General features: G+C 67.7%; 19 protein-coding genes. 8 read left to right on the forward strand and 11 right to left on the reverse strand.

Annotated features, from left to right (window positions below; all coding sequences use genetic code 11):
• Positions 1–6: 6 nt before the first annotated feature.
• From AC5P5S_RS09715 to AC5P5S_RS09725, 3 genes are all read right to left on the reverse strand, one after another.
• Positions 7–1,671 carry a sensor domain-containing diguanylate cyclase gene (locus AC5P5S_RS09715; RefSeq protein WP_012479590.1) on the reverse strand — a complete coding sequence of 555 codons (1,665 nt, stop codon included), beginning with the start codon at positions 1,669–1,671 and terminating at the stop codon, positions 7–9.
• 109 nt (positions 1,672–1,780) lie between these two features.
• Positions 1,781–4,204, reverse strand: a complete 2,424-nt coding sequence (locus tag AC5P5S_RS09720; RefSeq protein WP_005412713.1) for a putative bifunctional diguanylate cyclase/phosphodiesterase — start codon at positions 4,202–4,204, stop codon at positions 1,781–1,783.
• A gap of 218 nt (positions 4,205–4,422) precedes the next feature.
• Positions 4,423–6,387 carry a DEAD/DEAH box helicase gene (locus AC5P5S_RS09725; protein WP_012479589.1) on the reverse strand — a complete coding sequence of 655 codons (1,965 nt, stop codon included), beginning with the start codon at positions 6,385–6,387 and terminating at the stop codon, positions 4,423–4,425.
• 267 nt (positions 6,388–6,654) lie between these two features.
• On the opposite strand from AC5P5S_RS09725, the gene AC5P5S_RS09730 reads away from it, so the two are divergent.
• Positions 6,655–6,876: an RNA-binding S4 domain-containing protein gene (locus AC5P5S_RS09730; RefSeq protein WP_012479588.1), complete on the forward strand. Its 222-nt coding sequence runs from the start codon at positions 6,655–6,657 to the stop codon at positions 6,874–6,876.
• Positions 6,877–6,887: 11 nt separating this feature from the next.
• Here the strand turns inward: AC5P5S_RS09730 and ubiM are convergent, their stop codons facing one another.
• The 4 genes from ubiM to AC5P5S_RS09750 all read right to left on the reverse strand — a co-directional run bounded on the left by ubiM (position 6,888) and on the right by AC5P5S_RS09750 (position 10,314).
• On the reverse strand, positions 6,888–8,066 hold the full coding sequence (gene ubiM / locus AC5P5S_RS09735) for a 5-demethoxyubiquinol-8 5-hydroxylase UbiM (RefSeq protein ID WP_012479587.1): 1,179 nt from the start codon (positions 8,064–8,066) through the stop codon (positions 6,888–6,890).
• Between the two features lie 79 nt (positions 8,067–8,145).
• Entirely contained in the window at positions 8,146–8,535 is a 390-nt protein-coding gene (locus AC5P5S_RS09740) for an MAPEG family protein (protein WP_005412709.1), read from the reverse strand.
• An 11-nt stretch (positions 8,536–8,546) separates the two neighbouring features.
• Positions 8,547–9,092, reverse strand: a complete 546-nt coding sequence (locus tag AC5P5S_RS09745; protein ID WP_005408699.1) for a DUF4019 domain-containing protein — start codon at positions 9,090–9,092, stop codon at positions 8,547–8,549.
• Between the two features lie 58 nt (positions 9,093–9,150).
• Positions 9,151–10,314: a COG3904 family protein gene (locus AC5P5S_RS09750; RefSeq protein ID WP_049454703.1), complete on the reverse strand. Its 1,164-nt coding sequence runs from the start codon at positions 10,312–10,314 to the stop codon at positions 9,151–9,153.
• A 502-nt stretch (positions 10,315–10,816) separates the two neighbouring features.
• On the opposite strand from AC5P5S_RS09750, the gene AC5P5S_RS09755 reads away from it, so the two are divergent.
• The 3 genes from AC5P5S_RS09755 to AC5P5S_RS09765 all read left to right on the forward strand — a co-directional run bounded on the left by AC5P5S_RS09755 (position 10,817) and on the right by AC5P5S_RS09765 (position 14,456).
• Positions 10,817–12,295 (forward strand): DNA-3-methyladenine glycosylase 2 family protein, encoded by a 1,479-nt coding sequence (locus tag AC5P5S_RS09755; RefSeq protein WP_062607478.1) that lies wholly within the window; start codon positions 10,817–10,819, stop codon positions 12,293–12,295.
• On the forward strand, positions 12,292–12,783 hold the full coding sequence (locus AC5P5S_RS09760) for a methylated-DNA--[protein]-cysteine S-methyltransferase (protein ID WP_005408696.1): 492 nt from the start codon (positions 12,292–12,294) through the stop codon (positions 12,781–12,783). Before AC5P5S_RS09755 ends, AC5P5S_RS09760 begins: the two co-directional genes overlap by 4 nt.
• Positions 12,784–13,205: 422 nt before the next feature.
• Positions 13,206–14,456, forward strand: coding sequence for an alkaline phosphatase family protein (locus tag AC5P5S_RS09765; protein WP_062607475.1), 1,251 nt, complete (start codon positions 13,206–13,208; stop codon positions 14,454–14,456).
• 102 nt (positions 14,457–14,558) lie between these two features.
• Here AC5P5S_RS09765 and AC5P5S_RS09770 read toward each other — a convergent pair whose 3' ends face one another.
• Both AC5P5S_RS09770 and AC5P5S_RS09775 read right to left on the reverse strand, forming a co-directional pair.
• Complete coding sequence (locus AC5P5S_RS09770) at positions 14,559–14,738, reverse strand: 30S ribosomal protein THX (RefSeq protein WP_004150462.1); 180 nt, start codon at positions 14,736–14,738, stop codon at positions 14,559–14,561.
• Positions 14,739–14,848: 110 nt separating this feature from the next.
• Complete coding sequence (locus AC5P5S_RS09775) at positions 14,849–15,262, reverse strand: MerC domain-containing protein (RefSeq protein WP_008264835.1); 414 nt, start codon at positions 15,260–15,262, stop codon at positions 14,849–14,851.
• Positions 15,263–15,397: 135 nt separating this feature from the next.
• Here AC5P5S_RS09775 and AC5P5S_RS09780 point away from each other — a divergent pair, with 135 nt between their 5' ends.
• The 4 genes from AC5P5S_RS09780 (at position 15,398) to AC5P5S_RS09795 (ending at position 21,210) form a co-directional block, all read left to right on the forward strand.
• Positions 15,398–17,605 (forward strand): TonB-dependent receptor, encoded by a 2,208-nt coding sequence (locus AC5P5S_RS09780; protein ID WP_012479581.1) that lies wholly within the window; start codon positions 15,398–15,400, stop codon positions 17,603–17,605.
• Positions 17,606–17,805: 200 nt separating this feature from the next.
• Entirely contained in the window at positions 17,806–18,372 is a 567-nt protein-coding gene (locus AC5P5S_RS09785; protein WP_062607472.1) for a TetR/AcrR family transcriptional regulator, read from the forward strand.
• Positions 18,372–20,045: an MFS transporter gene (locus AC5P5S_RS09790; RefSeq protein ID WP_062607471.1), complete on the forward strand. Its 1,674-nt coding sequence runs from the start codon at positions 18,372–18,374 to the stop codon at positions 20,043–20,045. The genes AC5P5S_RS09785 and AC5P5S_RS09790 overlap by 1 nt, the downstream gene beginning before the upstream one ends.
• Before the next feature lie 10 nt (positions 20,046–20,055).
• Entirely contained in the window at positions 20,056–21,210 is a 1,155-nt protein-coding gene (locus AC5P5S_RS09795) for an HlyD family secretion protein (RefSeq protein ID WP_062607469.1), read from the forward strand.
• A gap of 111 nt (positions 21,211–21,321) precedes the next feature.
• Here AC5P5S_RS09795 and AC5P5S_RS09800 read toward each other — a convergent pair whose 3' ends face one another.
• Positions 21,322–21,813, reverse strand: a complete 492-nt coding sequence (locus tag AC5P5S_RS09800) for a Fur family transcriptional regulator (protein WP_004150412.1) — start codon at positions 21,811–21,813, stop codon at positions 21,322–21,324.
• A gap of 34 nt (positions 21,814–21,847) precedes the next feature.
• A complete protein-coding gene (gene gltX / locus AC5P5S_RS09805) occupies positions 21,848–23,251 on the reverse strand; it encodes a glutamate--tRNA ligase (protein ID WP_024958160.1) in 1,404 nt (467 codons plus the stop codon).
• Positions 23,252–23,315: the final 64 nt, after the last annotated feature.

The raw sequence follows: 23,315 nt of genomic DNA on the forward strand, positions 1-23,315 counted from the left end.
TGCGCTTCATGCCAGGGCGGGCGGATCGAGCTCCTCGCCGTCGAAGACCCGGTTGCGGCCCGCCCGCTTTGCCACGTACATGGCATGGTCGGCGCGCCGCAGCAGCCCGGCCAGATCGTCTTCGCCCGGTCGCCACTGCGCCAGGCCGATGCTGGCGGTCACCTCCAGCCCCGGCACCTGCAGGGCCTGGCCAGCCTCGGTGATGCGCTGGCGCAGGCGGTCCAGCCGTGCCGACGCCGCCTCGCGCGGCATGCCGGGCATCAGCAGCAGGAACTCTTCGCCGCCCATCCGCACCACTTCGTCCTGGCTGCGCACCGCCGCGCGCAGGGCACGCGCCACCGCCACCAGCACCTGGTCGCCCACTGCGTGGCCGTGGCGGTCGTTGATGTCCTTGAACAGGTCGATGTCGAGGAAGCCGATCACCAACGGGCCGCGCTCACGGTCCACCCGTTCCAGATGGCGGGCCAGCTGCTGCAGTCCGGCGCGACGGTTGGGAAGCCCGGTCAGGCCATCGGTCTCGGCCAGCTGGCGAAGTTCATCACGCTGCTGGCGCAGCCGGCCCAGCCGCTGGTTCAACGCATACGCGGCCATCATCAACAGCCAGGTCACCGCCAGCTGCAGCGCCTCCACCCGGTATTCCAGCAGCCACGCCGCACCACAGGCATCGGCGATGATCAGTACCAGCATCGGTGCCAGCGCGGCCAGACCCGCCTGTGCCCAACGGTCGCCGCGCCAGCGTGCCCAGACGCCGACCATCAGTGCCAGGCCACATCCAGACAGATAGGACACCTGCAAGCCCTTCGCGACCCAGGCCAGATGCTCCCAGCGCAGCCACGGCACCAGCACGGCCAGCGCCATCAGGGTCCACAACACCGCCAGCTGGGCCGGGCGCGATCGAGGCAGCACGCGGTCGCCTCCGTTCAGCCGCCACAGCGCCGGCAGCACCAGTGCCTGGGTCGCAGCGGTCAGCGCCAGCAGCCACCAGGCGCCGTGCTCGCCCACCGGCAGCCAGGGTTCCGGATAACCGCTGAGCCCGCCGAGGATGGCCTGCCACAGCACCATCACGGTGGTGCCGGCGATGTAGACCAGGAAACTGCGGTCCCGGGTGGTCAGGAAGGCCATCAACGCCGACAGCGCCAGCGCGATCGCCACCGCGATGCAGGCCGCGCGCACCAGCAGGCGGGCGGTGTCGTTCTGCTGCACCGGGCTGGGCGCGCCCAGCCGCAGGGTCGGCACCCAACGTGCCTTCAGCGGTGTCTGCCAGGAGACCAGGAACGGCTCATGGCTGCCGGCCGGCGGCACGGCCACCAGGCCGATGCCAGCCCGGAAACGTGAATCGCGGGTGCGCGCATCGTGCATGTTGCCGCAGATCTCGCGGTCGCCATGCTGGACGCGCACTTCACCGGCAAAGACGTTGAACACGTCCAGCGCCTGCGGTTGGCCTGACCAGCCCTGCGGCGGAGCCGGTACCAGCACCTGCTGGCGGGCGCCGGACAGCATCTGCGGCGTGCATGCGCGGTGCGGCGTCGGCTCGTCGGTAGCGCCGCCGACCAGGAGATAATCATGGCCCGACACGGCCTCTGCAGCCTGAAGCGGCCACGGCAACGCCAACCACACCATCAGGACGGCCAGCACCGATCCTGTTCCATACCGCCACTGCCTGCCGCCCACGCCACGTCCTGTTCCTGCTTACGTCCGCGCCCACTGCGCGCCGCCCCTGGCGCGCATTATCGCAGCCGGGCACGCCACGCATGTGTAGACCAAAGTCGGCGCCCGCGGTTCAGCCAGCCGCCGGCGGCCCCTTCACCGCGACCAGCCGTACCGGGCGCAGATCGACCAGGGTCAGCCGCTCCAGCGGCTGCGGCCGTTCGATGGCATAGCCCTGCAGCCCCTGCACGCCAAGCCGGGTCAGCGCACCGGCAACCTCGGCGGTCTCCACCCACTCGGCCACCACTTCCATCTGCAGCTCGCGCCCGAGCTCGCTGATCGCGCGCACCGTGGCGTGGCTGACCGGGTCGGTATCCATGTCGCGCACGAAGGCGCCGTCGATCTTCAGGATGTCCGCCGGCAACTGGCGCAGGTAGCCGAAGGAAGACAGGCCGGAGCCGAAGTCATCCAGCGCCATCCGGCACCCCCGTGCCTTCACCGCATCGATGAAGGCGCGGGCCTGGCTGAGGTTGCTGATCGCCGCGGTCTCGGTGATCTCGAAGCACAACTTGGAGGCCAGCGCGCGGTTGCGCTCGAGCAGGTCGCAGACGAAGGCGAGGAATCCCGGCTCGGCGATCGACTGCGCGGACACGTTGACGTTGCACAGGCCCAGCTGTCGCACGTGCGCCGGGCACACCTGCAGGTGGCGGAACAGCAGCCCGAGCACGTGCCGGTCCAGCGCCACTGCCATGCCATAGCGCTCCACCGCCGGCATGAACTGGCCGGGCAGATGCAGGCTGCCATCGGTACCACGCATGCGCACCAGCACCTCGTAGTGCAGGTAGGACGGATCGCCCACGCGGGCGATGCGCTGTGCATACAGCAGCATGCGATTCTCGGCCATCGCCAGGCTGACGCCCTGCAGGCGCTCGGCCTCCTGCCGCCGCTCCTCCAGCGCCATGCGGTTCTCATTGAAGCAGTGCACGCGGTTGCGCCCGGCCTGCTTGGCGGCATAGCAGGCGCTGTCGGCGGCACTCATCAACCAGTTCACGTCCGGCGCATCTGCACTGACCTCGACCACGCCGATGCTGCAGCTCAGCTGCGGGCTGCCCTCGCTGATCGGAAACGTGGCCTGGCCCAGGTTGCGGATCACCCGCTGCAGCACCCGCTTGGCTTCGTCCTGCCCGGCATGGGCGAGGAACACGGCGAACTCGTCGGCGCCCAGGCGGCCGACCCAGTCACCGTCACGCACGGCCGCCACCAGATAGTCGGCGAAACTGCGCAGCATCTGGTCACCGGCGGCATGGCCGAAGCTGTCGTTGACCAGCTTGAAGTGGTCCAGGTTGATGTAGCACAGCGCATGCGTACCGCCATCACTGCGTACCTGCAGCAGCGCACGCTCCAGCAGCCGCTCGATCTCGCGGCGGTTGATCAGGCCGGTCAGCGGATCGTGGCTGGCGTGATGCTCGATCTCACGTGCCAATGCATGGTTCTGGCTGACATCCTCGATGATCGCAAACACCGACAGGCCGCCTCCCGCGCTGCGCACGCCGGTGCCACTCCAGCGCCCCCACACCAGGCTGCCATCGCGGCGGCAGAAGCGCAGTTCACTCGGCCGCAGCTGCCGGTCCCAGTCGATGCGGCCGACGCCATCGATGACCAGTTCGCCTTCCATCAACAGATCGCCGAGCGACATCTGCAGCAGCACGTCGCGTCGGTAGTCGAGGATGTCGGCCATCGCCTGGTTGGCTTCGATCACCTTGCCGTCGGTGTCGAGCTTGAGCATGCCGACATTGGCCTGGTAGAAGGCCGCACGGAAGCGGCTTTCATGCTCGGTCAGGTCCTTGCCGACGCGGCGCGCGAGGGCCACCGCCATCAGGCTGATCGCCAGCACCGACAACCCGCCGACCACAAGCGTGGCGATCCGTACCATCGTGGCCATGCGCAGCAACGCTTGCGAAAATGCCTGCGCCTGCACCTGCAGCCGCCGGTCCAGATCACGCAGTTGTTGCAGGTACCGATCGCGGTCCGCCGCTGGCAGCACGCCTTGGGCGTGCCCCGACTGCAGCTCGGCAACCAGCCGCTGCACGGCCAACAGATCATCGTCGGTCTGTCGCCACAGCGTGGTTGCTTCCCGGAATGCACCGATGTCGCGTGCATAGCGGAACGAGAACACCAGGCGCGGGATATCGGCGCGCGCGTTGCCACCCTGCAGGAAGCCCTGCCTGGCCTTTTCCTCGTCCGGTACCGCCTGTTCCAGCGCCAGCCGGGCCTGCAGATCGCCCAATGGAATCCGCAGCGCCTGGCGCGCGTCATCCAGGTCCTGGGCATGGCCACGCGCCAGGTAGCGGCTCAGCGCAGCGGTTGCATCCTGCTGCCCTCGTGACCAGTACCCCTGGCCGGCAATCCAGGCCGTCGAGGCTGCCTGCAGTTCCTGGATCAACGCGGACAACGCGACCAACCCGATCGCCATGCCCGTCAACAACGCAAAGCGCAATCCCAGCCCACGGGTCATCGGCACCCGCCGGCTCTGCTGGTCCGTGCCACTTCTACCCATCCCGGATCCCCCCGAATGTGCTGCGGTGACAACCTGCCTTGGAACCGGCCCAGCCTATGACCGGCAATGTGTGGGCCATGCGAAAAAGGGGACGGAGGGGATTAAGTCGTTTTCGGCATAAGCGCATGGCCTGCCATTTACGACTTAATCCCCTCCGTCCCCTTTTCCTGTACGCCAGCCCGGGGGCTGGCGTTGTTATGGACGGCTGCGGGTGCGGCTTAGAAGCTGCGCGGGCCGCGCGGCTTGAAGCCGTCACGACGCGGCGGCCGGCTGTCGCGGTCACCGCCGCGGTCGCCACCATGGCCACCATGGCCACCCGGACCACCCGGGCCACCACGACGCGGACCACCCGGGCCGCCCGGGCCGCCCGGGCCACGCTTGTCGAAGCGCGGCTTGAACGGACGCGGGGCCGGGTTGGTGTCTTCACCCGGAGCCAGCGCACGCATCTGCAGCTGCTGGCCGGACACCCACACCTTCTGCAGGTGCGACAGCACGTCCGGCGGCATCTGTGCCGGCAGGTCCAGCAGCGAGAAGTCGTCGTGGATGTCGATGCGGCCGATGAAGCGGCTTTCCAGGCCCGCTTCGTTGGCGATGGCGCCGACGATGTTGGCCGGCTTCACGCCATGCTGGTGGCCCACCGAAATGCGGTAGGTCTCCATACCCTGCTCCGGTGCTCCACGCGGCGGAACCTCACGGCGCGGACGCTGCTCGAAACCACCTTCGGCGTCGTCGCGACGCGGGCCACGCTCGAAGCGCGGACCACGCTCGTTGCGGTCGAAGCGATCGCCACGCTCCGGACGGTCGCCACGGTCGAAACGCTCGCGCGGGGCGCGCTCTTCACGCGGGGCACGCACCGGCGGCTGCAGCAGGAACGGGGTGTCACCCTGCAGCATCTTGGCCAGCGCGGCGGCGATCTCGATGGCCGGCACGTTCTGCTCGTTCTCGAAGCGCTCCAGCAGCTGGCGGTAGAAGTCCAGGCCGCCGGCACCGAGGGTTTCGGTGATGCGCGTGGTGAACTTGTTGATGCGGTTGTCGTTGACCGCTTCCACGCTCGGCAGCTGCATCTCTTCGATCGGCTGGCGGGTGGCGCGCTCGATCTGGCGCAGCATGCCCTTCTCGCGCGGGGTGGCGAACAGGATCGCCTCGCCGCTGCGGCCGGCACGGCCGGTACGGCCGATGCGGTGCACGTAGCTTTCGGTGTCGTACGGAATGTCGTAGTTCAGCACGTGGCTGATGCGCTCCACGTCCAGGCCGCGCGCAGCCACGTCGGTGGCAACCAGGATGTCCAGCTTGCCTTCCTTCAGCATGGCGATGGTGCGCTCACGCTGGGCCTGCTGCATGTCGCCGTTGATGGCGGCAGCGGCCAGGCCACGGGCCTGCAGCTTGCTGGCCAGTTCTTCGGTGCCGGCCTTGGTGCGCGCGAAGATGATCATCGCGTCGAACGGCTCGACTTCCAGGATGCGGGTCAGCGCATCCAGCTTGTGCATGCCGCTCACCCACCAGTAACGCTGGCGGATGTTGGCCGAGGTGGTGGTCTTGGCCGCGATGGTCACTTCCACCGGGTCCTGCAGGTAGGTCTGCGCGATGCGGCGGATCTGCGGCGGCATGGTGGCCGAGAACAGGGCCACCTGGCGCTGCTCCGGCAGCTTCTTCAGCACCGCTTCGACGTCGTCGATGAAGCCCATGCGCAGCATTTCATCGGCTTCGTCCAGCACCAGGGTCTTCAGCTCGGACAGGTCCAGAGTGCTGCGGTCGAGGTGGTCGATCACGCGACCGGGGGTACCGACCACGATATGCACGCCACGGCGCAGCGCCGACAGCTGCTGCCCGTAAGGCTGGCCGCCGTACACCGGCAGCACGCGGAAGCCCGGGATCTTGGACGAGTAGGACTGGAACGCCTCGGCGACCTGGATGGCCAGTTCGCGGGTCGGCGCCAGAATCAGGGCCTGCGGCTTGATCTGCTGCAGGTCGATGTTGGACAGTACCGGCAGCGCGAACGCGGCGGTCTTGCCGGTACCGGTCTGGGCCTGGCCCAGCACGTCGCGGCCTTCCAGCATCGCCGGGATGGTGGCGGCCTGGATCGGCGACGGGGTTTCGTAGCCGATGGCGGTGACCGCCTGCATCACGGGCTCGGACAGGCCGAGCTGCGCGAACTGCAGCGGCGCTTGGGAATCTTGGGACATGGGGAACTCCGAAGGCACTGCCGTCTTCCTGGCAGTGCGATAAAAAAGGGATGGTCCGCGCTTTGGGCGCCCTTCTTATCGCGTGCCCTGGCGCTGCTCGGTCGGAGGAGATTTCACTCGCTCAGAGCGGGATGATACCGCATTGATGCTGAACGAGGCGTACAGCTTTCCGTGCGCGTGCCGTCATGCCCCGTGCTGGCGCACAATACGCGCCCTCTTCCCGGCCCGGCCGCTGGCCTGCGCCCCTCTTCCCAGGAACCCCGCTCCATGCAGATTCTCGAATTCGACCTCGACGGTGACTACGTCGAACTCAAGCAGCTGCTCAAGCTGGCCGACCTGGTCACCAGTGGCGGCGAGGCCAAGATGGTCATCAGTGACGGCCAGGTGCGGGTCGATGGCGAAGTCGAACTGCGCAAGGCCTGCAAGATCCGCGCAGGCCAGGTGGTCGAGTTCGCCGACAGCCAGATCCGGGTGCTGGCCGCCGGCTGATGTGAGGCTGTTCAGGCTACGCGCTGGGTCAGGTGCGAGGCAATCAGCTGCCTGAACGGTGCCACGCCCTGCGCCAGGCGCAGGCCGGCCGCCCGCAGCAGTCGCGCCGGGCGGCGATCGTCGGTGTACAGGCTGGCGATCGCATTGGTGGCCTCGTACAGCGGCCGCGACGCCAGCCGGTGACCCCGTTGGTAGCTGGCCAGCATGCCGGCGGCGGCAATGTCGGCACCGCGACGCTGCTGCGCGACGATGCCCTGCGCCAGCCGCTGTGCGCTGGCCAGGCCCAGGTTGAAGCCATGCGCGGTGACCGGGTGCATGCCGACGGCGGCATCGCCGATCAGCGCCGAACGCTCGCCAACAAAACGGTGCGCGTACACACCTACCAGCGGATACGCCTGCGGCGTGGCCACCGGCTGCATCCGACCCAGCCGATGTTCGAAGCAAGCACTGATGGCCTCGCCGAAGGCCACCTCGTCCATCGCCAGCAGCGCGTCGATCTGCCGCGGCGGCAGCGTGATCACCGCCGAGGCCTGGCCCTCGTTGAGCGGCAGCAGCGCCATCGTGCGGCCGTAGCCGAACCATTCCCAGGCAGTGTGGCGATGGTCGCGCTCGACCTGCATGCGGCACACCAGCATCGACTTGCCGAAGTCGCGCATCTGCGCACCGATGCCGAGCATGCGGCGGGTGGCGGAGAAGCGGCTGTCAGCGGCCGCCAGCAGCCGCGCATGCAGTTGGCTGCCGTCATCGAGTTTGACCACATGGCCCTGTGCATCGGCTTGCACGCCTTGCACCTTGCGCCCGTCGAACAGTTCCACGCCGTCCTGGCCCTGCACCGCATCCCATGCGGCACGGCGGATCAGATGGTTGGGTACCAGCCAGCCCAGCGGTTGGCCGTCGACCTGGGTGCTGGCGAAGGTCAGCGCGAACGGCGAGCCGCCGTTCATCACCTTGGCATCGCGCAGTTCAGCGACTTCGGCCTGCGGCAGGCGCTGCCACAGCCCCAGCTGCTCCATGCTCTGCCGCGAGGCATGGGTCAACGCGATCTCCCTGCCATCGAAGGCGGCCTCGGCCAGGGCCTGGCGCGGCTGCACTTCGACCAGCCCGACCTGCAGCCCGCTGCCGGCCAGCGCGCGCGCGAAGCACAGACCTGCCGGTCCGGCGCCGACCACCACCACGTCCATCCTGCGCATGCGCGCCTCCTGCCGTTGATTCAGTCCGCGCCAGCATAGCGCCGCGCACCTGAGCGGCCTTGATCTGGATCAGGCCGACTTACAGAAGTGCGAACACCAGCGCCAGGATCGACAGCAGCGACACCAGCCACACCAGGCTGCGCACGTAGGGCACGCCTGCGGCGTACAGGGGCAGATAGACCACACGCGCCCAGAAGTAGGCCTGCGCCGCCAGTGCAGTGGTGTCGTTGCCGCGACCGGCCACGACCACCGCGATGGCGGCGGCGGCGAAGAACGGGAACGTCTCCAGGAAATTGGCCTGCGCACGCTGCAGGCGCCCGGCCAGTGGGCTGACCGGCTTTGCGTCGCCATCGCGTGCCGAGGCATTCCACTTCATCCCGCGCTCGCGGGTGACCACGGTGGAGGTGGCGAAGATGTAAACGAAGCCGAGCAGGACCGACCAGGCCAGCATCGTCAATTCAGTTGCCATCATTCATCTCCTCAGGGTGCCGACGCACGCAGGCTGTAACCGGCCAGGCGCCACACCTGGTCCTCGTCGAAACGGAACGAGACCAGCTCGCGCACCGGCTGCGCGCTGTTGGCGAAACGGGTCGGGAAACTGACGTTGATGTACAGCCCTTCCGGCACCGCGGCACCTGCGCTGTACTTGACCCGGGTGATGGTGGGCTGGCCACGCCCGGCCAGCGCACCCAGGCGCGTGCGCTCGGTGGTCAACTGGCTGACGAATGCGGCCTTCGGCACCGCACGACGCGCGACGGCGGAGGCGCCATCCCACAGTTCGCCGGCGCGGTTGGCATCGACCAGCTGTGCGGCTTTCAGTGCAGCAGCGCCCATCTCGGCATCCTGTTTCTGCACCTGGGCCTGCTGTGCAGCGGTCAACGCCGGGGCACCGGCGGTGGCTGGCTTCGCAGCCGCTGGCGAGGCCGGGGCCGGGCGTGCCGGAGCCGGTGCCGGCGTGGCCGGCGCAGGTGCCTGCGCCAATGCGGTCAGGGGCAGCAGGGACAGCAGCAGGAGCACGCGCTTCATGGACACCGCCGGTTTTCTGGAGAGAACCGCAGTCTACGCCAGCGCGGTGACTATGCCGTCAGCGTGCCGGGGCGTTGCCCTCCACCGCTGCCGCATCAGCCTGCGCGGCGGGCGCGGCGGTGTTCACTGGCGCCTGTTCGGCCACCGGTGGCGGCTCCGACGGTGCCGGTGGCAGCGTTGCCACATCGATCTCCGACAGTGGGCTTTCTTCCGGGCACACCGCATCCGGGAAACCGAAGCGCTGCTTCAGTGCCTGGCCGCAGCTGTTGATCGATTCCATGTCGGCGCCTTCGCGCTTGCACTGCTGGTCGAAGGCAATCAGGAACGCGTCCTTGCGTTGCACGAAGTCGTCACCACAGGCCCGCATCTGCTTGATCCGTTCCAGATCGTCCTGCACCGCGTTGGTGCCGTCCAGGCCGTACTGGCGCAGCTCATCCTGCGTCAGCAGGCGCAGGCTGCGGTTGGGCACGGTCATCATCAGATCGGCCACACCCACCGCCACGCCGTTGCGCTGCAGGTAGTCCTTCACGTTGTCGTAGACCTCGTGCAGCTCGCGATTGAGTTCCGCGCGCGAGGTGGCCTTCGAGCTGATCCGCATCATGCGGTGGATGCCGACCTTGCCCGACAGCAGGCGGTTGTCACCGGCAGCCAGCACGAACACGCAGGCACTGTGGCAGATCGAGCCCTCGCGCACCCAGATCGTCCAGCCCGATTCACCGATGCTGTCGCCGGCGACAATCGCCGATTCCACCTGGCCTCCGCTGGAATCCAGGTCGAGGATGCGCTTGTGGATCTTCTGTTCGTCAGCGACCACGGCCAGTCGCCACATCATCTCGGCAAAGCCCGGATTGATCTTGCCGGCGTAACGCACGCGCATCAGGCCACGTTCGGCGCACGGCGTCAGCGCCTGGGTGATCTGTTCGCGCTGCAGGCCCTCCAGCTCGACGCCATCGCCCGCCTCACCGGCGTACTCGGTACTGCAGCTGACCCAGGCGCGGCCATTCTCCAACTGCGCCTGCGGCCACGGCCGATCCGCCCGGCTGCGCGGCGGCGCCGGCGGTGGCGGTGCGTCAGCCGCATTGATCGACACCATGTTCTCGCCATCGCTGGCCGGCGCGCGCGCGGCCTTGTCGGCGGCGGTGACATTGCCCGGATTCTCCAGCTGGCTGCAGCCCGCCAGGGCCAGGCACAACAGGGGCAACCAGCGGAGTTTGGCGGACATCGGGCAACCAGTCTTCACGTGAGCAAGAGCCACAGTCTACCCGTCCGGGACGCGCATTCAGCGCGTGGCACTGAACCCCTTCTGACCCTTGGGAAAAGCGTGTCGACCAAGGTCGACACCTACCAACAGCCGCGCAGAACGCCGTCCCGACAGGTCGCAGGAACCTGTCGAAGGCGGGGTGGGTCCGGTTGCAGGGGCGTGAGCGCCATGGATGGCGCGACCGAGCTTACATGGGTGAGGGCGCTTTGCTTGCGAAGCACTGCTTCGCAAGCGCCCGAACGCACAGCCGCCAGCGGCGGCCGGGCCCCGGAGGGGTACTTGCAGCGTCCCCTGCAACCGGACCCACCCCGCCTCCCCACAGGAAACCAGCTTCTGCCGTTGCCGTTGCCGGCCAGCGGCCTGCACTACCGCGGGTGCCGGGCGCAGCCCTGCCAGATCCCCCTTCAGCATCCATGTCCGAATGTGGCGAGTATCGCCGTCGCCAGAGGCCTAGACTGGCGCCATGGACACCGCCCTCGCCCTCGACACCGCCGCCTGCGACCGCGCCCGCCTGGCCCGTGACGCACGCTTCGACGGCGTTTTCTTCACCGCCGTGCGCAGCACCGGCATCTATTGCCGCCCCGTCTGCCCGGCGCCGCCGCCGAAGCCACGCAACATCACCTACTATCCGACCGCTGCCGCGGCCGCTGCTGCCGGCTACAGGCCGTGCCTGCGCTGCCGCCCCGAACTGGCACCGCAGGCCCAGCAGGCACTGGCCGGGCAAACCGTGCAGCGCGCCCTCGCCATCATCCACGGCGGCTTCCTGCAGGAGCAGCCCGTTGCAGACCTCGCGCAGAAGATCGGCCTCAGCGCGCGCCAGCTGCAGCGCCTGTTCGTCGAACATCTCGGCGCAACACCCGGACAGATCCATGCCACCCACCGCCTGCTGCTGGCCAAGCAACTGCTGACCGAAACCACGCTGCCGGTGACCGATGTTGCGCTGGCCGCCGGCTACAACAGTCTGCGCCGCTTCAATACCGCCTTCCTGCAGGGCTGCGGCATGGCACCGACGGCGCTGCGTCGCCAGCACCAGCCGCTGGCCGCCGATGACGGCGGCCTGGTACTGCGGCTCGTGTACCGCCCACCGTTGGACTTCCCGCGAATGCTGGCCTTCCTGCGCAAGCGCAGCCTGCCTGGCATCGAACTGATCGGCGAAGACAGCTACCAGCGCCTGCTCGGCACACCCGAGCGCCCCACCCTGCTGCGCGTCACCGCCGACCCGAAGCGCCCGGAACTGCGTCTGCAGCTGAGCGCGGTCGACCCGCGCCTGATCCCCGACATCGTGCGCCGTGTGCGTCGTGTGTTCGATCTGGACGCCGACCTGCAGCAGGTCCATGCCGCCCTGGGCGAGGAACCGCTGCTGGCACGCGGCATCGCCGAACGCCCGGGGCTGCGCGTTCCGGGCGGCTGGGATGGCTTCGAGGTCGGCGTACGCGCCGTGCTCGGCCAGCAGGTCAGCGTCGCCGCCGCCACCACCTTTGCGCGGCGTCTGGTGGATGCGTATGGGGCGCATCTGCCGGGCATGCCGTCCGAGTTCAATCGCCAGTTCCCAGCGCCCGAGGTGCTGGCCGAGGCGCCGCTGGAATCGATCGGCCTGCCGCGCAGCCGCGCCGCCACGGTGCGTGCGCTGGCCGCTGCATGTGCCAGCGGCCAGCTCGACTTCGGACCCGGGCAGGCCCTGGAAGAATTTGTTGCGCGCTGCGTGGCATTGCCCGGCATCGGCCCGTGGACCGCGCAGTACATCGCCCTGCGCGGGCTCGGCCAGCCCGATGCCTTCCCCGCCGGCGACCTGGTGCTGCAGCAGGTGCTCGGCCACGCACAGGGCCAGCGCCTGAGCGAACGTGCAACTGAAGCGCGCTCGCAACCGTGGCGCCCGTGGCGCGCCTACGCCGTGCTGCACCTGTGGCACCTGTCCGGCACGTTCGTTGGAGAACCGACATGACCCTGTTGTTTGATCGCTTCGACAGCCCCATCGGCGTGCTGACCATCGCCGGTGATGAGCGTGGCCTGTCACATGTGCTGTTCCCGGAAAACCGCCATCCGGCACGCGGACGCGACGACTGGCACTACGCACCGGATGCCCTGCCGGAAGCACGCGAACAGCTGCTGCAGTTCCTGCACGGCGAGCGCAACAGCTTCGACCTTGTGCTGGCGCCACGTGGCACGCCGTTCCAGCTGCGCGTATGGCAGGCGCTGGCACTGATTCCGTTCGGCCAGACCTGGAGTTACCTGCAGCTGGCGCAGCACCTCGGCCAGCCCAGTGCGACCCGCGCGGTCGGCGCGGCCAACGGGCGCAATCCGCTGCCGATCATCCTGCCCTGCCATCGCGTGATCGGCAGCAACGGCGCATTGACCGGTTTCGGCGGCGGGCTGGAAACCAAGGCGGCACTGCTGCGGCTGGAACAACGCCAGGCCCCGCTGTTCGCCTGAGAGGGCTGGCCGGGCTGCGCCCGGCACCCGCAGAGGCTAGAGCAACAGCAACAGCGGGCTTCCTGCGGGGAGGCAGGGTGGGTCCAGTTGCAGGGGACGCTGCAAGTACGTCCCTGTAAGCTCGGTCGCGCCATCCATGGCGCTCACGCCCCTGCAACCGGACCCACCCAGCCTTCGACAGGTTCCGGCGATCTGTCCGGACGTCATTGTGCGCAACTGTTGGTAGGTGTCGACCTTGGTCGACACGGTAGATCCACGCCATGCGTGGATGGAATCATCAGGGACATGTCTGGAGAAAAGCCCCCCCTTCCTTTTGAATGGGGCGCGCCGACAGGCGCGGGGATAAGGAAAAATGCGCGGACACGGCGCGCGATAGCGCGCCGTGTCTTGGGCGCGTCATTGCGCGGGCTTATCATGCGTGGATGACTTCCGTACGCCTGACCTGCGCGCTGGCGCTGCTGCTGCCATTGGCGGCCTGCACCACCGCGCCCGCCCCTTCCGCCTCCGTTCCCGGTTCCGCCGCTGCGGCTTCGCCTCCGAAGCTGCTGCTGATCTCCATCGACGGCCTGCGCGCCGATGCGCTGGACCGTGGGCTCACTCCGAACCTGCAGCGACTGATCGACGGCGGCGTGCGTGCACGCTGGATGACGCCGTCCTATCCGTCGCTGACCTTCCCCAACCACTACACCATCGTCACCGGCCTGCGGCCGGACCACCACGGCATCGTCAACAACAGCATGGACGATGCAACCCTGGGCCGTTTCGAACTGAGCAACCGCGACGCGGTCACCACCAGCGGCTGGTGGGGTGGCGAACCGATCTGGGTCAGTGCCGAGAACGCTGGCGTACGTTCGGCCACCACGGCGTGGCCGGGCAGTGAGTCTGAAATCCGCGGCGTGCGCCCCAGCAAGTGGCGCGTATACGACGGCAAGGAACCGCTGGAGCAGCGGGCCGGCATCGTGCTCGACTGGCTGGCACAGACCGATGCTGATGCACCGCGCCTCACCACGCTGTACATGGAACACGTGGACAAGGCCGGCCACAACTACGGCCCCGGGTCGAAGGAGTACGCCGACGCCATCGTGCGCGCCGACCAGATCGTCGGCCAGGTGCTCGACGGGCTGCAGCAGCGCGATCTAGCCAAGACCACCAACGTGATCGTCGTCTCCGACCACGGCATGGCCAGCGTCGCCGACGGCAACGTGATCGCCACCGAGTCGATGGCCGACCCGGCCATCGCACGCAATATCAGCCAAGGCCAGTCAGTGGGTTTTGCGCCGGTCGCCGGCCGCGAAGCGGAAGCCGAACGCGCCCTGCTCGGACGCCACGCGCACTACGAATGCTGGAAGAAGGAGAACCTGCCGGCACGCTGGCACTACGGCACGCATCCGCGGGTTCCGGCCATCGTCTGTGTCATGGATGAAGGCTGGGATGCCCTGCACCAGGAGAAGATCGCCAAGCGTGCGAAGCAGGATCGAGGTTCGCATGGCTACGACAACGCACTGCCTTCCATGCGCGCAGTGTTCGTGGCCGGCGGTCCGTCGTTCCGCCAGGGCCTGGTGATCGATGGCTTCGACAACGTCGATGTCTATCCGCTGCTGGCCCACCTGCTGCAGGTACCGGCCGCGCCGAACGATGGCAATCCGGAAACGCTGAAGAAGACACTGCGCTGATGCGGTTGTAGAGCCGAACCCACGCTCGGCTCACCGGACAGGCATAAAAAAAAACGCGGCGCCAGGCGCCGCGTTTTTCATTGAACCGGTCGTTCGACCGGATCAGGCCTTGGCGACGGCCTTCTTCGCCACAGCCTTCTTCGCCGGAGCCTTGGCCACGGTCTTCTTGGCAACCGGAGCGGCGGCGCCTACGGCGACCTTGCTGGCGGTGTGCGAACGGGCGTTGCCATAGCTGGCGTTGTAGCGCTTGCCCTTGGCGGTCTTGCGGTCACCCTTACCCATGTCTTCAACTCCTCAAATGTGAAATCTGGTTACCCCGTACTGACACGGGTTCGGCGGGGCCGCCTTGCTGGGCGCCCCCGCGCACGATCGAAAATCCTATCACGGAGCGCCTAGTGCGCGCAGCTGGCGTCGTGCACGTGACCGTGGTTGAGGCGCAGGTTGACCAGATGGGCCACACCCACCAGCAGGCCACCGATGGTCATCACCACCGCGTGCGGCACCGCATTGTGGTGCAGCGGGTCATACAGCACGCCGGCCCACAATGCGACCAGGCCGGGAATCAGGAAGCCCAGCGCACGCAGCGCACCGTGCCGGCGGTAGCCCCAGACCAGGCTGAACAACCCCAGCAGGGTCACGAACACCACCAGCGCCTGTTCCACGCCGTCGCTCAGCCAGAACGACAGCCCCAATGAAGGCGCTGCGGCCAGCAGCACCGGGATCACCGCGCAGTGCACCGCGCACAGCATCGAACCAGTGGCGCCGAAACGATCGAGCAGGTGGCGCAGGCGTGAGGACAGGGACATGACTTCCAGCAGGGTCGGCGAATCGTTATGGAATAATATAACATCCCTCTCCGACCCGCACGGTTTCCCTCCCCCTGTCCCATCGACGGGATTCGTGCGCCCCGCGATTGATACATTGTAACAAAGGACCCGTCCATGCCCGCCCATACCCCACGGCTCAAGCCGCATTCCCTGGCCCTGGCCCTCGCCGCCCTGCTGCCGTCCGTCGCCTTTGCAGCCGGCCAGGACACCGCCCATCGTGACCGCCACCTGACCGAGCTGTCGTCGGTGCAGGTCACCGCGTCGCCGCTGCAGGGTGACGCCGAATCGCTGGCACGCCCGGTGGAGGTTCTGGCCGGTGAACGCCTGGACGAGCAGAAGGCCGGCACCCTCGGCGATACCGTGGCCAAGCTGCCCGGCGTGCAGAGCACCTTCTTCGGCCCCGGCGTCGGCCGCCCGATCATCCGTGGCCAGGAAGGCCCGCGCGTGGCCGTGCTGTCCAACGGCATGGGCAACATGGATGCGTCCACGGTCAGCGCCGACCACGCCACCAGCATCGAACCGTTCCTGGCCGACCAGATCGAAGTACTGAAGGGCCCGGCCACGCTGCTGTTCGGCAGCGGCGCCATTGGTGGTGCGGTCAATGTGGTCGACGGGCGCATCGCGCGCGAGCTGCCTGAGCGGCCGCTCAGCGGTCGTGCCGAACTGCGCGGCAATTCGGTGAACAACGAGCGCAGCGGCATGTTCCGCCTCGATGGCGTCAGCGGCAACGTCGTGCTCCATGTGGATGGCCTGGTGCGCAATGGCGACGACTACCGCATTCCCGGCTACGCGGTAATCGACAGCCTGGAAGACCACCACGACGACCACGACCATGACCACGCGGGCGAGGAAGGCGAAGAACCGCGCCGCGGCCGCCTCGACAACAGTTCGATCCGCACCCGCGCCGGTGGCGTCGGCGCAACGTGGCTGGGCGACGGTGGCTACTTCGGCGTGTCGGCCAGCACCTACCGCACCAACTATGGCATTCCCAATGGCGCGCACGTGCACGCCGACGGTGATGATCATGGCCATGACCACGGTCACGACCATGGCGACGAAGAGGAAGGCGGCGACGAGCACGACGTTCGCATCGACATGGTGCAGAACCGCTTCGAGACCAAGGCCGGCATCTACAACCCGGTCTCGTTCCTGAAGAACATCAACGCACGCGTGGCCTACACCGACTACGAGCACGTAGAGCTGGAGGCCGGTACGCCGTCGACCCGCTTCACCAACCGCGGCATCGAAGCGCGCCTGGAAGCGGTGCAGCAGCAGATCGGCGGCTGGGACGGCGCCTTCGGCCTGCAGTTCGGCAACAGTGATTTCGGTGCCAAGGGCGAAGAGGCGTTCGTTCCGGATACCGGCACGAAGAACATCGGCCTGTTCGTACTGCAGGAAAAGCAGTTCGGCCCGTTCAAGTTGGAACTGGGCGGCCGCCACGACCAGGTCAAGCTGGACCCGACCGGTGACTACCGCCGCCGCACCTTCGGTGCCACCAACCTGTCTGCCGCTGGTATCTGGAAGCTCAACGATGCCGTTGACCTGCGCATCGGCGTGGACAGCTCCGAGCGTGCACCGACCAACGAAGAGCTGTATGCCGCCGGCGCGCACATCGCCACCCGTTCGCTGGAAATCGGCGACGCCAACCTGAAGACCGAGCGCGGCCAGCGCGTGGAACTGGGTATCCACACCCACAGCGAGCGCCTGGACTTCTCCGCGTCGGTCTACCAGACCAGGTTCAAGGACTTCATCTACCTGGCCGACACCGGCATCACCGAGGGCCTGCCGGTGCGCACCTGGACGCAGCAGGACGCGGTGTTCCGCGGTGCCGAGGCCGAAGCGCTGGTGCACTTGTTCGAGGGCGGCGCCGGTGACTGGGATCTGCGCCTGTTCGGCGACTACGTGAAGGCCAAGCTGGATGGCAGCGGCAGCCGCAACCTGGACATCGCCGTGCCGCATGGCGACCACAACCACAACTACACGGTGGAACTGGCCAACACTGGCTATCTGCCGCGTATCGCACCGGCCCGCGTCGGCGCCGACCTGCGCTGGTCGAAGGACGGCTGGCGCGCTTCGGTCGGTGCGGTCCGCTACAGCCGCCAGAAGGACGTCGCCCAGAACGAAGCCCCGAGCGACGGCTACACCCTGGTCGACGCGCACCTGGCCTACCGCTGGGATCGCAACGCCAGCAACAGCTACGAGGTGTTCCTGGATGGCAGCAACCTGACCAACCGCGAAGTGCGCCCGCATACCTCGCTGCTGCGCGACTACTCGCCGCTGCCAGGCCGTGGTGTCGCATTCGGCATCCGCGCGTTCTTCTGATCGCGCACGGCGGGGTCGGAGTCCTTTTCGAAGGAAAGGGCTCTGACCCCCACGCCATTCCGCGGGGGCCTTCGGGCCCCCGTTTTCATTTCGACCCACTCCATCACGCATCCGTCACAAAGATGTGCGTACCACAACAAGCGGACAATCCCGTCACCCAATGTCTCGCCAATCGGACACTTCTGTCCGAAAATAATTCCATGACTGCCCAACGTGCCGATGCCGCCGCCCGCCGTGCCCTCATCCTCGACGCCGCCGATCATGTGTTCGGCCAACACGGTGTCACCGCCCCGCTGGACCTGGTGGTCGAACGCGCCCAGGTAGGCCGCGCCACCCTGTACCGCAACTTCCCCGACCGCACCGCGCTGATCCAGGCGCTGCTGCAGCGCACGGTCGACCGCATCCGGCGCCAGGTCGAACAGCTCGGTGACCGCGACGACGCCCTGTTCGAGGTGTTCGAAGGCATGGCCCAGCGCATCATTGATTCGCCGGCATTGGCCGATTACTGGCGTGCGGTCGATTCGGACGTGCCGTCCATGCGCGCCGCGCGCGAGACCGTGCGCGACCTGCTGGAGGAACCGATCGCGCGCGCCAAGGCCGCCGGGCTGTGCCGTGCCGACCTGGAAAAGACGGATATTTCACTGATCTCGGGCATGCTGGGTGCGGCCCTGCGCGGCAAGACCCGCGACGAGCGTGCTCAGTTGGCCGGGCGCGCCCTGCAGCTGCTGCGTGGGGGTCTCCAGGGAGCTGCCAACGAGGCCCGTTGATGGTCCAGCCGTATCTGAAGCCGGTTCCGGATTGGGAGGAGCACGAAAAGCCGACCATGCCCGGTTCGGCATCGATGCCCTGGCACCCGCCGTATCGGCGCGCGGCCTATGCGCTGGTATCACTGCTGGTGGCGATCACCGGCGGCCTCGGCAATGCGCTGGTCACCGCCAACCTGCCGTTCCTGCAGGGCCAGCTGGCGCTGACCCCGACCCAGGGCAGCTGGCTGGTGGCCGCCTATGCCATGGTGAATGTCACCGCCAACCTGCTGGCCTTCAAGTTCCGCCAGCAGTACGGCATCCGCCTGTTCGCAGAGATCGGGCTGGGCCTGTACGCGGCACTGGCGGTGCTGCACCTGTTCGTCGGCAGCTTCGAGACCACGATGCTGACCCGCGCCGCCAGCGGCTTCGCGGGTGCGGCCTGTTCGACACTGGGCACGCTGTACATGCTGCAGGCGCTGCCGCGCCGCTTTACCGGCAATCTGCTGGTGGTCGGCGTCGGCCTCTCGCAGCTGGCGGTGCCGATCGCCTGGATCGTCTCGCCAGGCCTGGTCGATACCGGCCAGTGGCACCAGCTGTATTCCTTCGAAGCCGGGTTGGCGCTGTGCGCGTTTGCCGCCGTGGTGGTGCTGAAGCTGCCGCCCGGCATCCAGGTGAAGGCCTTCGAACCGCTGGACTTCCTCACGTTCGCCCTGCTTGCACCGGCCGTCGCGCTGCTGGTGATCGTGCTGGCGCAGGGCTACACCCGCTGGTGGCTCAACACGCCGTGGCTGGGCTGGGCCCTGGTCGCCTCGATCGTGCTGTCCACCACCGCCTTCATCATCGAGCACTACCGGCGCAATCCGCTGCTGCAGACACGCTGGCTGGCCAGCCTGCCCGTACTGCATTTCATCGTCGGCGCCTTCCTGATCCGCTTTCTGACCACCGAGCAGTCCTACGGCGTGGTCAACCTAATGCGCACGCTCGGCATGGGCCCTGATCAGTTGCGGCCGCTGTTCGTGGTGATTCTCGCCGGCGTGGTCACCGGTATCGCCGGCACTGCACTGACTTTCGGGCCCAAACGGCTGATCCCGCAGCTGCTGATGGCGATCCTGCTGCTGGGCGCCGCCGCGTTCTTCGACCAGCACCGCACCAGCATGGATCGGCCGCACGACTTCTACGCCAGCCAGTTCCTGGCCTCGGTCGGTGCCGGCATGTTCATGGGCCCGTTGATCATGCTCGGCATTTCCGCCGCGCTGAAACAGGGCGTGGACCACATGATCACCTTCCTGGTGACGCTGTCGATCACGCAGACGCTGGGCGGCCTGGCCGGCTCGGCGGTGCTGGGCACCTTCCAGCTGCATCGCGAGCAGTTGTATTCCAGCGCGCTGACCAGCCAGCTCGACCCAGCCGACCCGGTGGTGGCACAGCGCCTGCGCATCCAACAGCAGCTGTACGTCGCCCAGATCACCGATCCGGTGCTGCGCAGCGCGCAGGGCAGCGCGCAGTTGGCGCAGACGACGCGCCGCGAAGCCAACGTACGCGGCTTCAATGATGTGTTCACGCTGAGCGGTTGGTTGGCCATCGGCTTCCTGTGCTGGTTGCTGCTGCTGTCGCTGCGCACCGCCGTGCTCAAGCAATGGCGCAAGCGCCACCCCACTTCCCCCGCTGTGGCCACGCCGGCCGCGCCCCGCTGAGTTCTCGACCATGCCTCCCGTCCCGCCCCGACCCGACGACGCCGACAACGTAACCCCACCGCCGCCGACCGACGCGGCGCCTGCCCCTACGCCGGTAGAACCCGCTGTCGCGCCGAAGTACCTCAAGCCCAGCGCGCGCAGCGTGGTGGTGATGGTGGTGGTGGCCCTGCTGGGCATTGCGCTGATCCTGCGCGCCTGGCACCTGTGGCCGTTCACCAGCAGCGTGATGGTGACCGACAACGCGTATGTACGCGGACAGATCACGGTGATGGCGCCACAGGTCAACGGCTATGTGACCGAGGTGCTGGTGAAGGACTTCCAGCACGTGAAGGAAGGCGAGCCGCTGCTGCGCATCGATGACCGCATCTATGCGCAGCGGGTCGCCCAGGCGCAGGCGGCGCTGGACAGCGCACGCGCGGCCCTGGCCAACTCAGACCAGTCCCAGGCGCAGAACCGTGCGCAGATTGCCTCCGCCCGCGCCACGTTGTCGGCTGGGCAGGCGGAGCTGCAACGCTCACGCAACGAGACCAAGCGCTACGAGGAACTGGCCGCGCAGCAGCTGGTGTCGATCAACGATCGCGACAAGTTCCGCACCGCGCAGGCCTCGGCGCAGGCCAGCGTGCAGCAGTCGCAGGCGCAGATCCGCATCGCCGAGGAGACCCTGGTATCGACCCAGGTAGCGCGCAAGAGCCTGGAGGCCCAGGTGGAGAGCGCGCAGGCGCAGCTGGAACTGGCGCGCATCGATCTGGCCAACACGGTGATCCACGCGCCGCGCGACGGCCAGATCAGCGAAGCCAGCGTACGCGTGGGCCAGTACGTCGCCGCCGGTTCGCAGCTGCTGTTCCTGGTACCCGACACGCTGTGGGTGGTGGCCAACTACAAGGAAGGCCAGACCTGGGGGATGGCGATCGGCCAGCCGGCCACGTTCTCGGTGGACGCGTTCCAGGGGCAGGTGCTGCGGGGCCGCGTGCAGGAGATCGCGCCCGCCACCGGGTCGGAATTCAGCGTGCTGCGCCCGGACAATGCCAGCGGCAACTTCACCAAGGTGGTGCAGCGGCTGCCGGTGCGGATATCGATCAACAAAGGCCAGAAGCTGGCCGCGCAGCTGCGCCCCGGCATGTCGGTGATCGTGCGGGTGGATACCCGTTCCAAGGCGATGGACTAAGACGCGGGCCCTGTCGTGCCGATATGAAACGGGGTCAGATCCCTTTGCCAATGGCAAAGGAATCTGACCCCAATCCCAGAATGCCGGCCAGCGGCCGGCACTACCATTGCGTTAGCCGGCGCAGCGCGCGCAGAGGCCATGCACTTCCAGGGTCTGCGCCTGCGGTTGGAAACCCAGCTCCTTGGCACGCTTCTCCAGCTGGGTGACGATCTCGCGGTCTTCCAGCTCCACCGCGCTGTGGCAGCTGTTGCAGATCAGGAACGGCACCGAATGCGCGGCGCTGCTGGGATGGTGGCAGGCCACGAAGGCATTCACCGATTCCAGCTTGTGCACGAAGCCATTGGCCATCAGGAAGTCGAGGGCGCGGTACACGGTGGGCGGGGCATCAGCACCCACGCCCTTGCCGTTGCGCACCCACTCCAGCAGCTCGTACGCCTTGACCGGCTTGCCGGCCTCGGCGATCAGCTTCAGCACGTTGGCGCGGATCGGGGTCAGGCGCAGCCCGCGTTCGCGCGAGACGCGCTCGACCACCGCCACGAAGTCCGATGCGTCGTGGACGTGGTGGTGCGGGGCGGTACAGGCAGTGGCGGTCTTGGCGGGCATGCGTGTTCTCCGGTTCGGGCCTGGCAAGGATGCCTCAGGCCGTTGCTACCTTGGTGATGGCCACATCAATGCGTTTCAAGGCCTGCTCGCGGCCGGCCAGGTAAACGGTATGGGAAATGTCAGGGCTGACCTGGGTGCCGGTGATGGCCACGCGCAGCGGCTGGGCGACCTTGCCCATGCCGATTTCCAGCGCTGCGGCCGCCTCGTGCAGGGCGACGCCCACCGACTCGGCGGTCCATTCCGGCAGGGCGGCCAGCAGCTCGCGGGCCTTGCCCAGCGCCACCTCGGCACCGGCCTTGAAGTGCTTGGCCACCGCCGCTTCGTCGTACTCGGTCAGCGGCTGGTACCAGACCACGGCCTTCTCGGCCATTTCCTTCAGGGTCTGCACGCGTTCACGCAGGGCGATCACCACGTCCTCCGGGGCCGGGCCAGCGGCCACGTCCAGGCCCAGCTTCTGCAGCTGGTAGACCAGGTGCGGCACGATCGCGGACACGTCCTCGGTCTTCAGGAAGTGCTGGTTGACCCAGCCCAGCTTGGCCATGTCCAGGCGCGAGGCCTTGGAATTGCAGTCCTTCACGTCGAACAGATCGATCAGTTCCTGGCGGCTGAACAGCTCCTGGTCACCGTGCGACCAGCCCAGGCGGGCCAGGTAGCTCAGCAGCGCGTCCGGCAGGTAGCCGGCGTCCTTGTACTGCATCACGTCGGCCGCGCCGGTGCGCTTGGACAGCTTGGCGCCCTGCTCGTCCAGGATCATCGGCATGTGGCCGAACTTCGGCACCGGGGCCCCGATGCCTTCGTACAGGTTGATCTGGCGCGGGGTGTTGTTGATGTGGTCGTCGCCGCGGATGACCTCGGTGATGCCCATGTCCCAGTCGTCCACCACCACCGCGAAGTTGTAGGTGGGGTAGCCGTCCGGGCGGAAGATGACCATGTCATCCAGCTCGCTGTTGGCGATCTCGATACGGCCCTTGATCAGGTCGTCGAACACCACCGTGCCTTCCAGCGGGTTCTTGAAGCGGATGACGCGGTTCGGATCATCCCTGCGCGGCAGGCCCAGGTCACGCGCGGCACCGTTGTAGCGCGGCTTCTCCTGCCTGGCCATGGCGGCCTCGCGCATCGCGTCAAGCTCTTCGCGGGTCTCGTATGCGTAATACGCCTTGCCGTCGGCCACCAGCTGTTCGGCCACTTCCAGGTAACGGGCGACGCGGTCGGTCTGGTAGATCGGGCCTTCGTCATAGTCCAGGCCCAGCCACTCCATCGCCTCTAGGATCGCGTCGATCGCGCCCTGGGTGCTGCGTTCACGGTCGGTGTCCTCGATGCGCAGCACGAACTCGCCGCCACGGTGGCGGGCCTCCAGCCAGCAGTACAGCGCAGTGCGGGCACCACCGATGTGCAGGTAGCCGGTGGGACTGGGGGCGAAGCGGGTGCGGCAGGTCATGGACGGCTCGAGGAACGGGAATCCCCCGATTTTACCAGCCCTCCGCCCCCGACGGAAAAAGGGG

The organism is Stenotrophomonas sp. YJH_SMC_54, assembly GCF_059368435.1.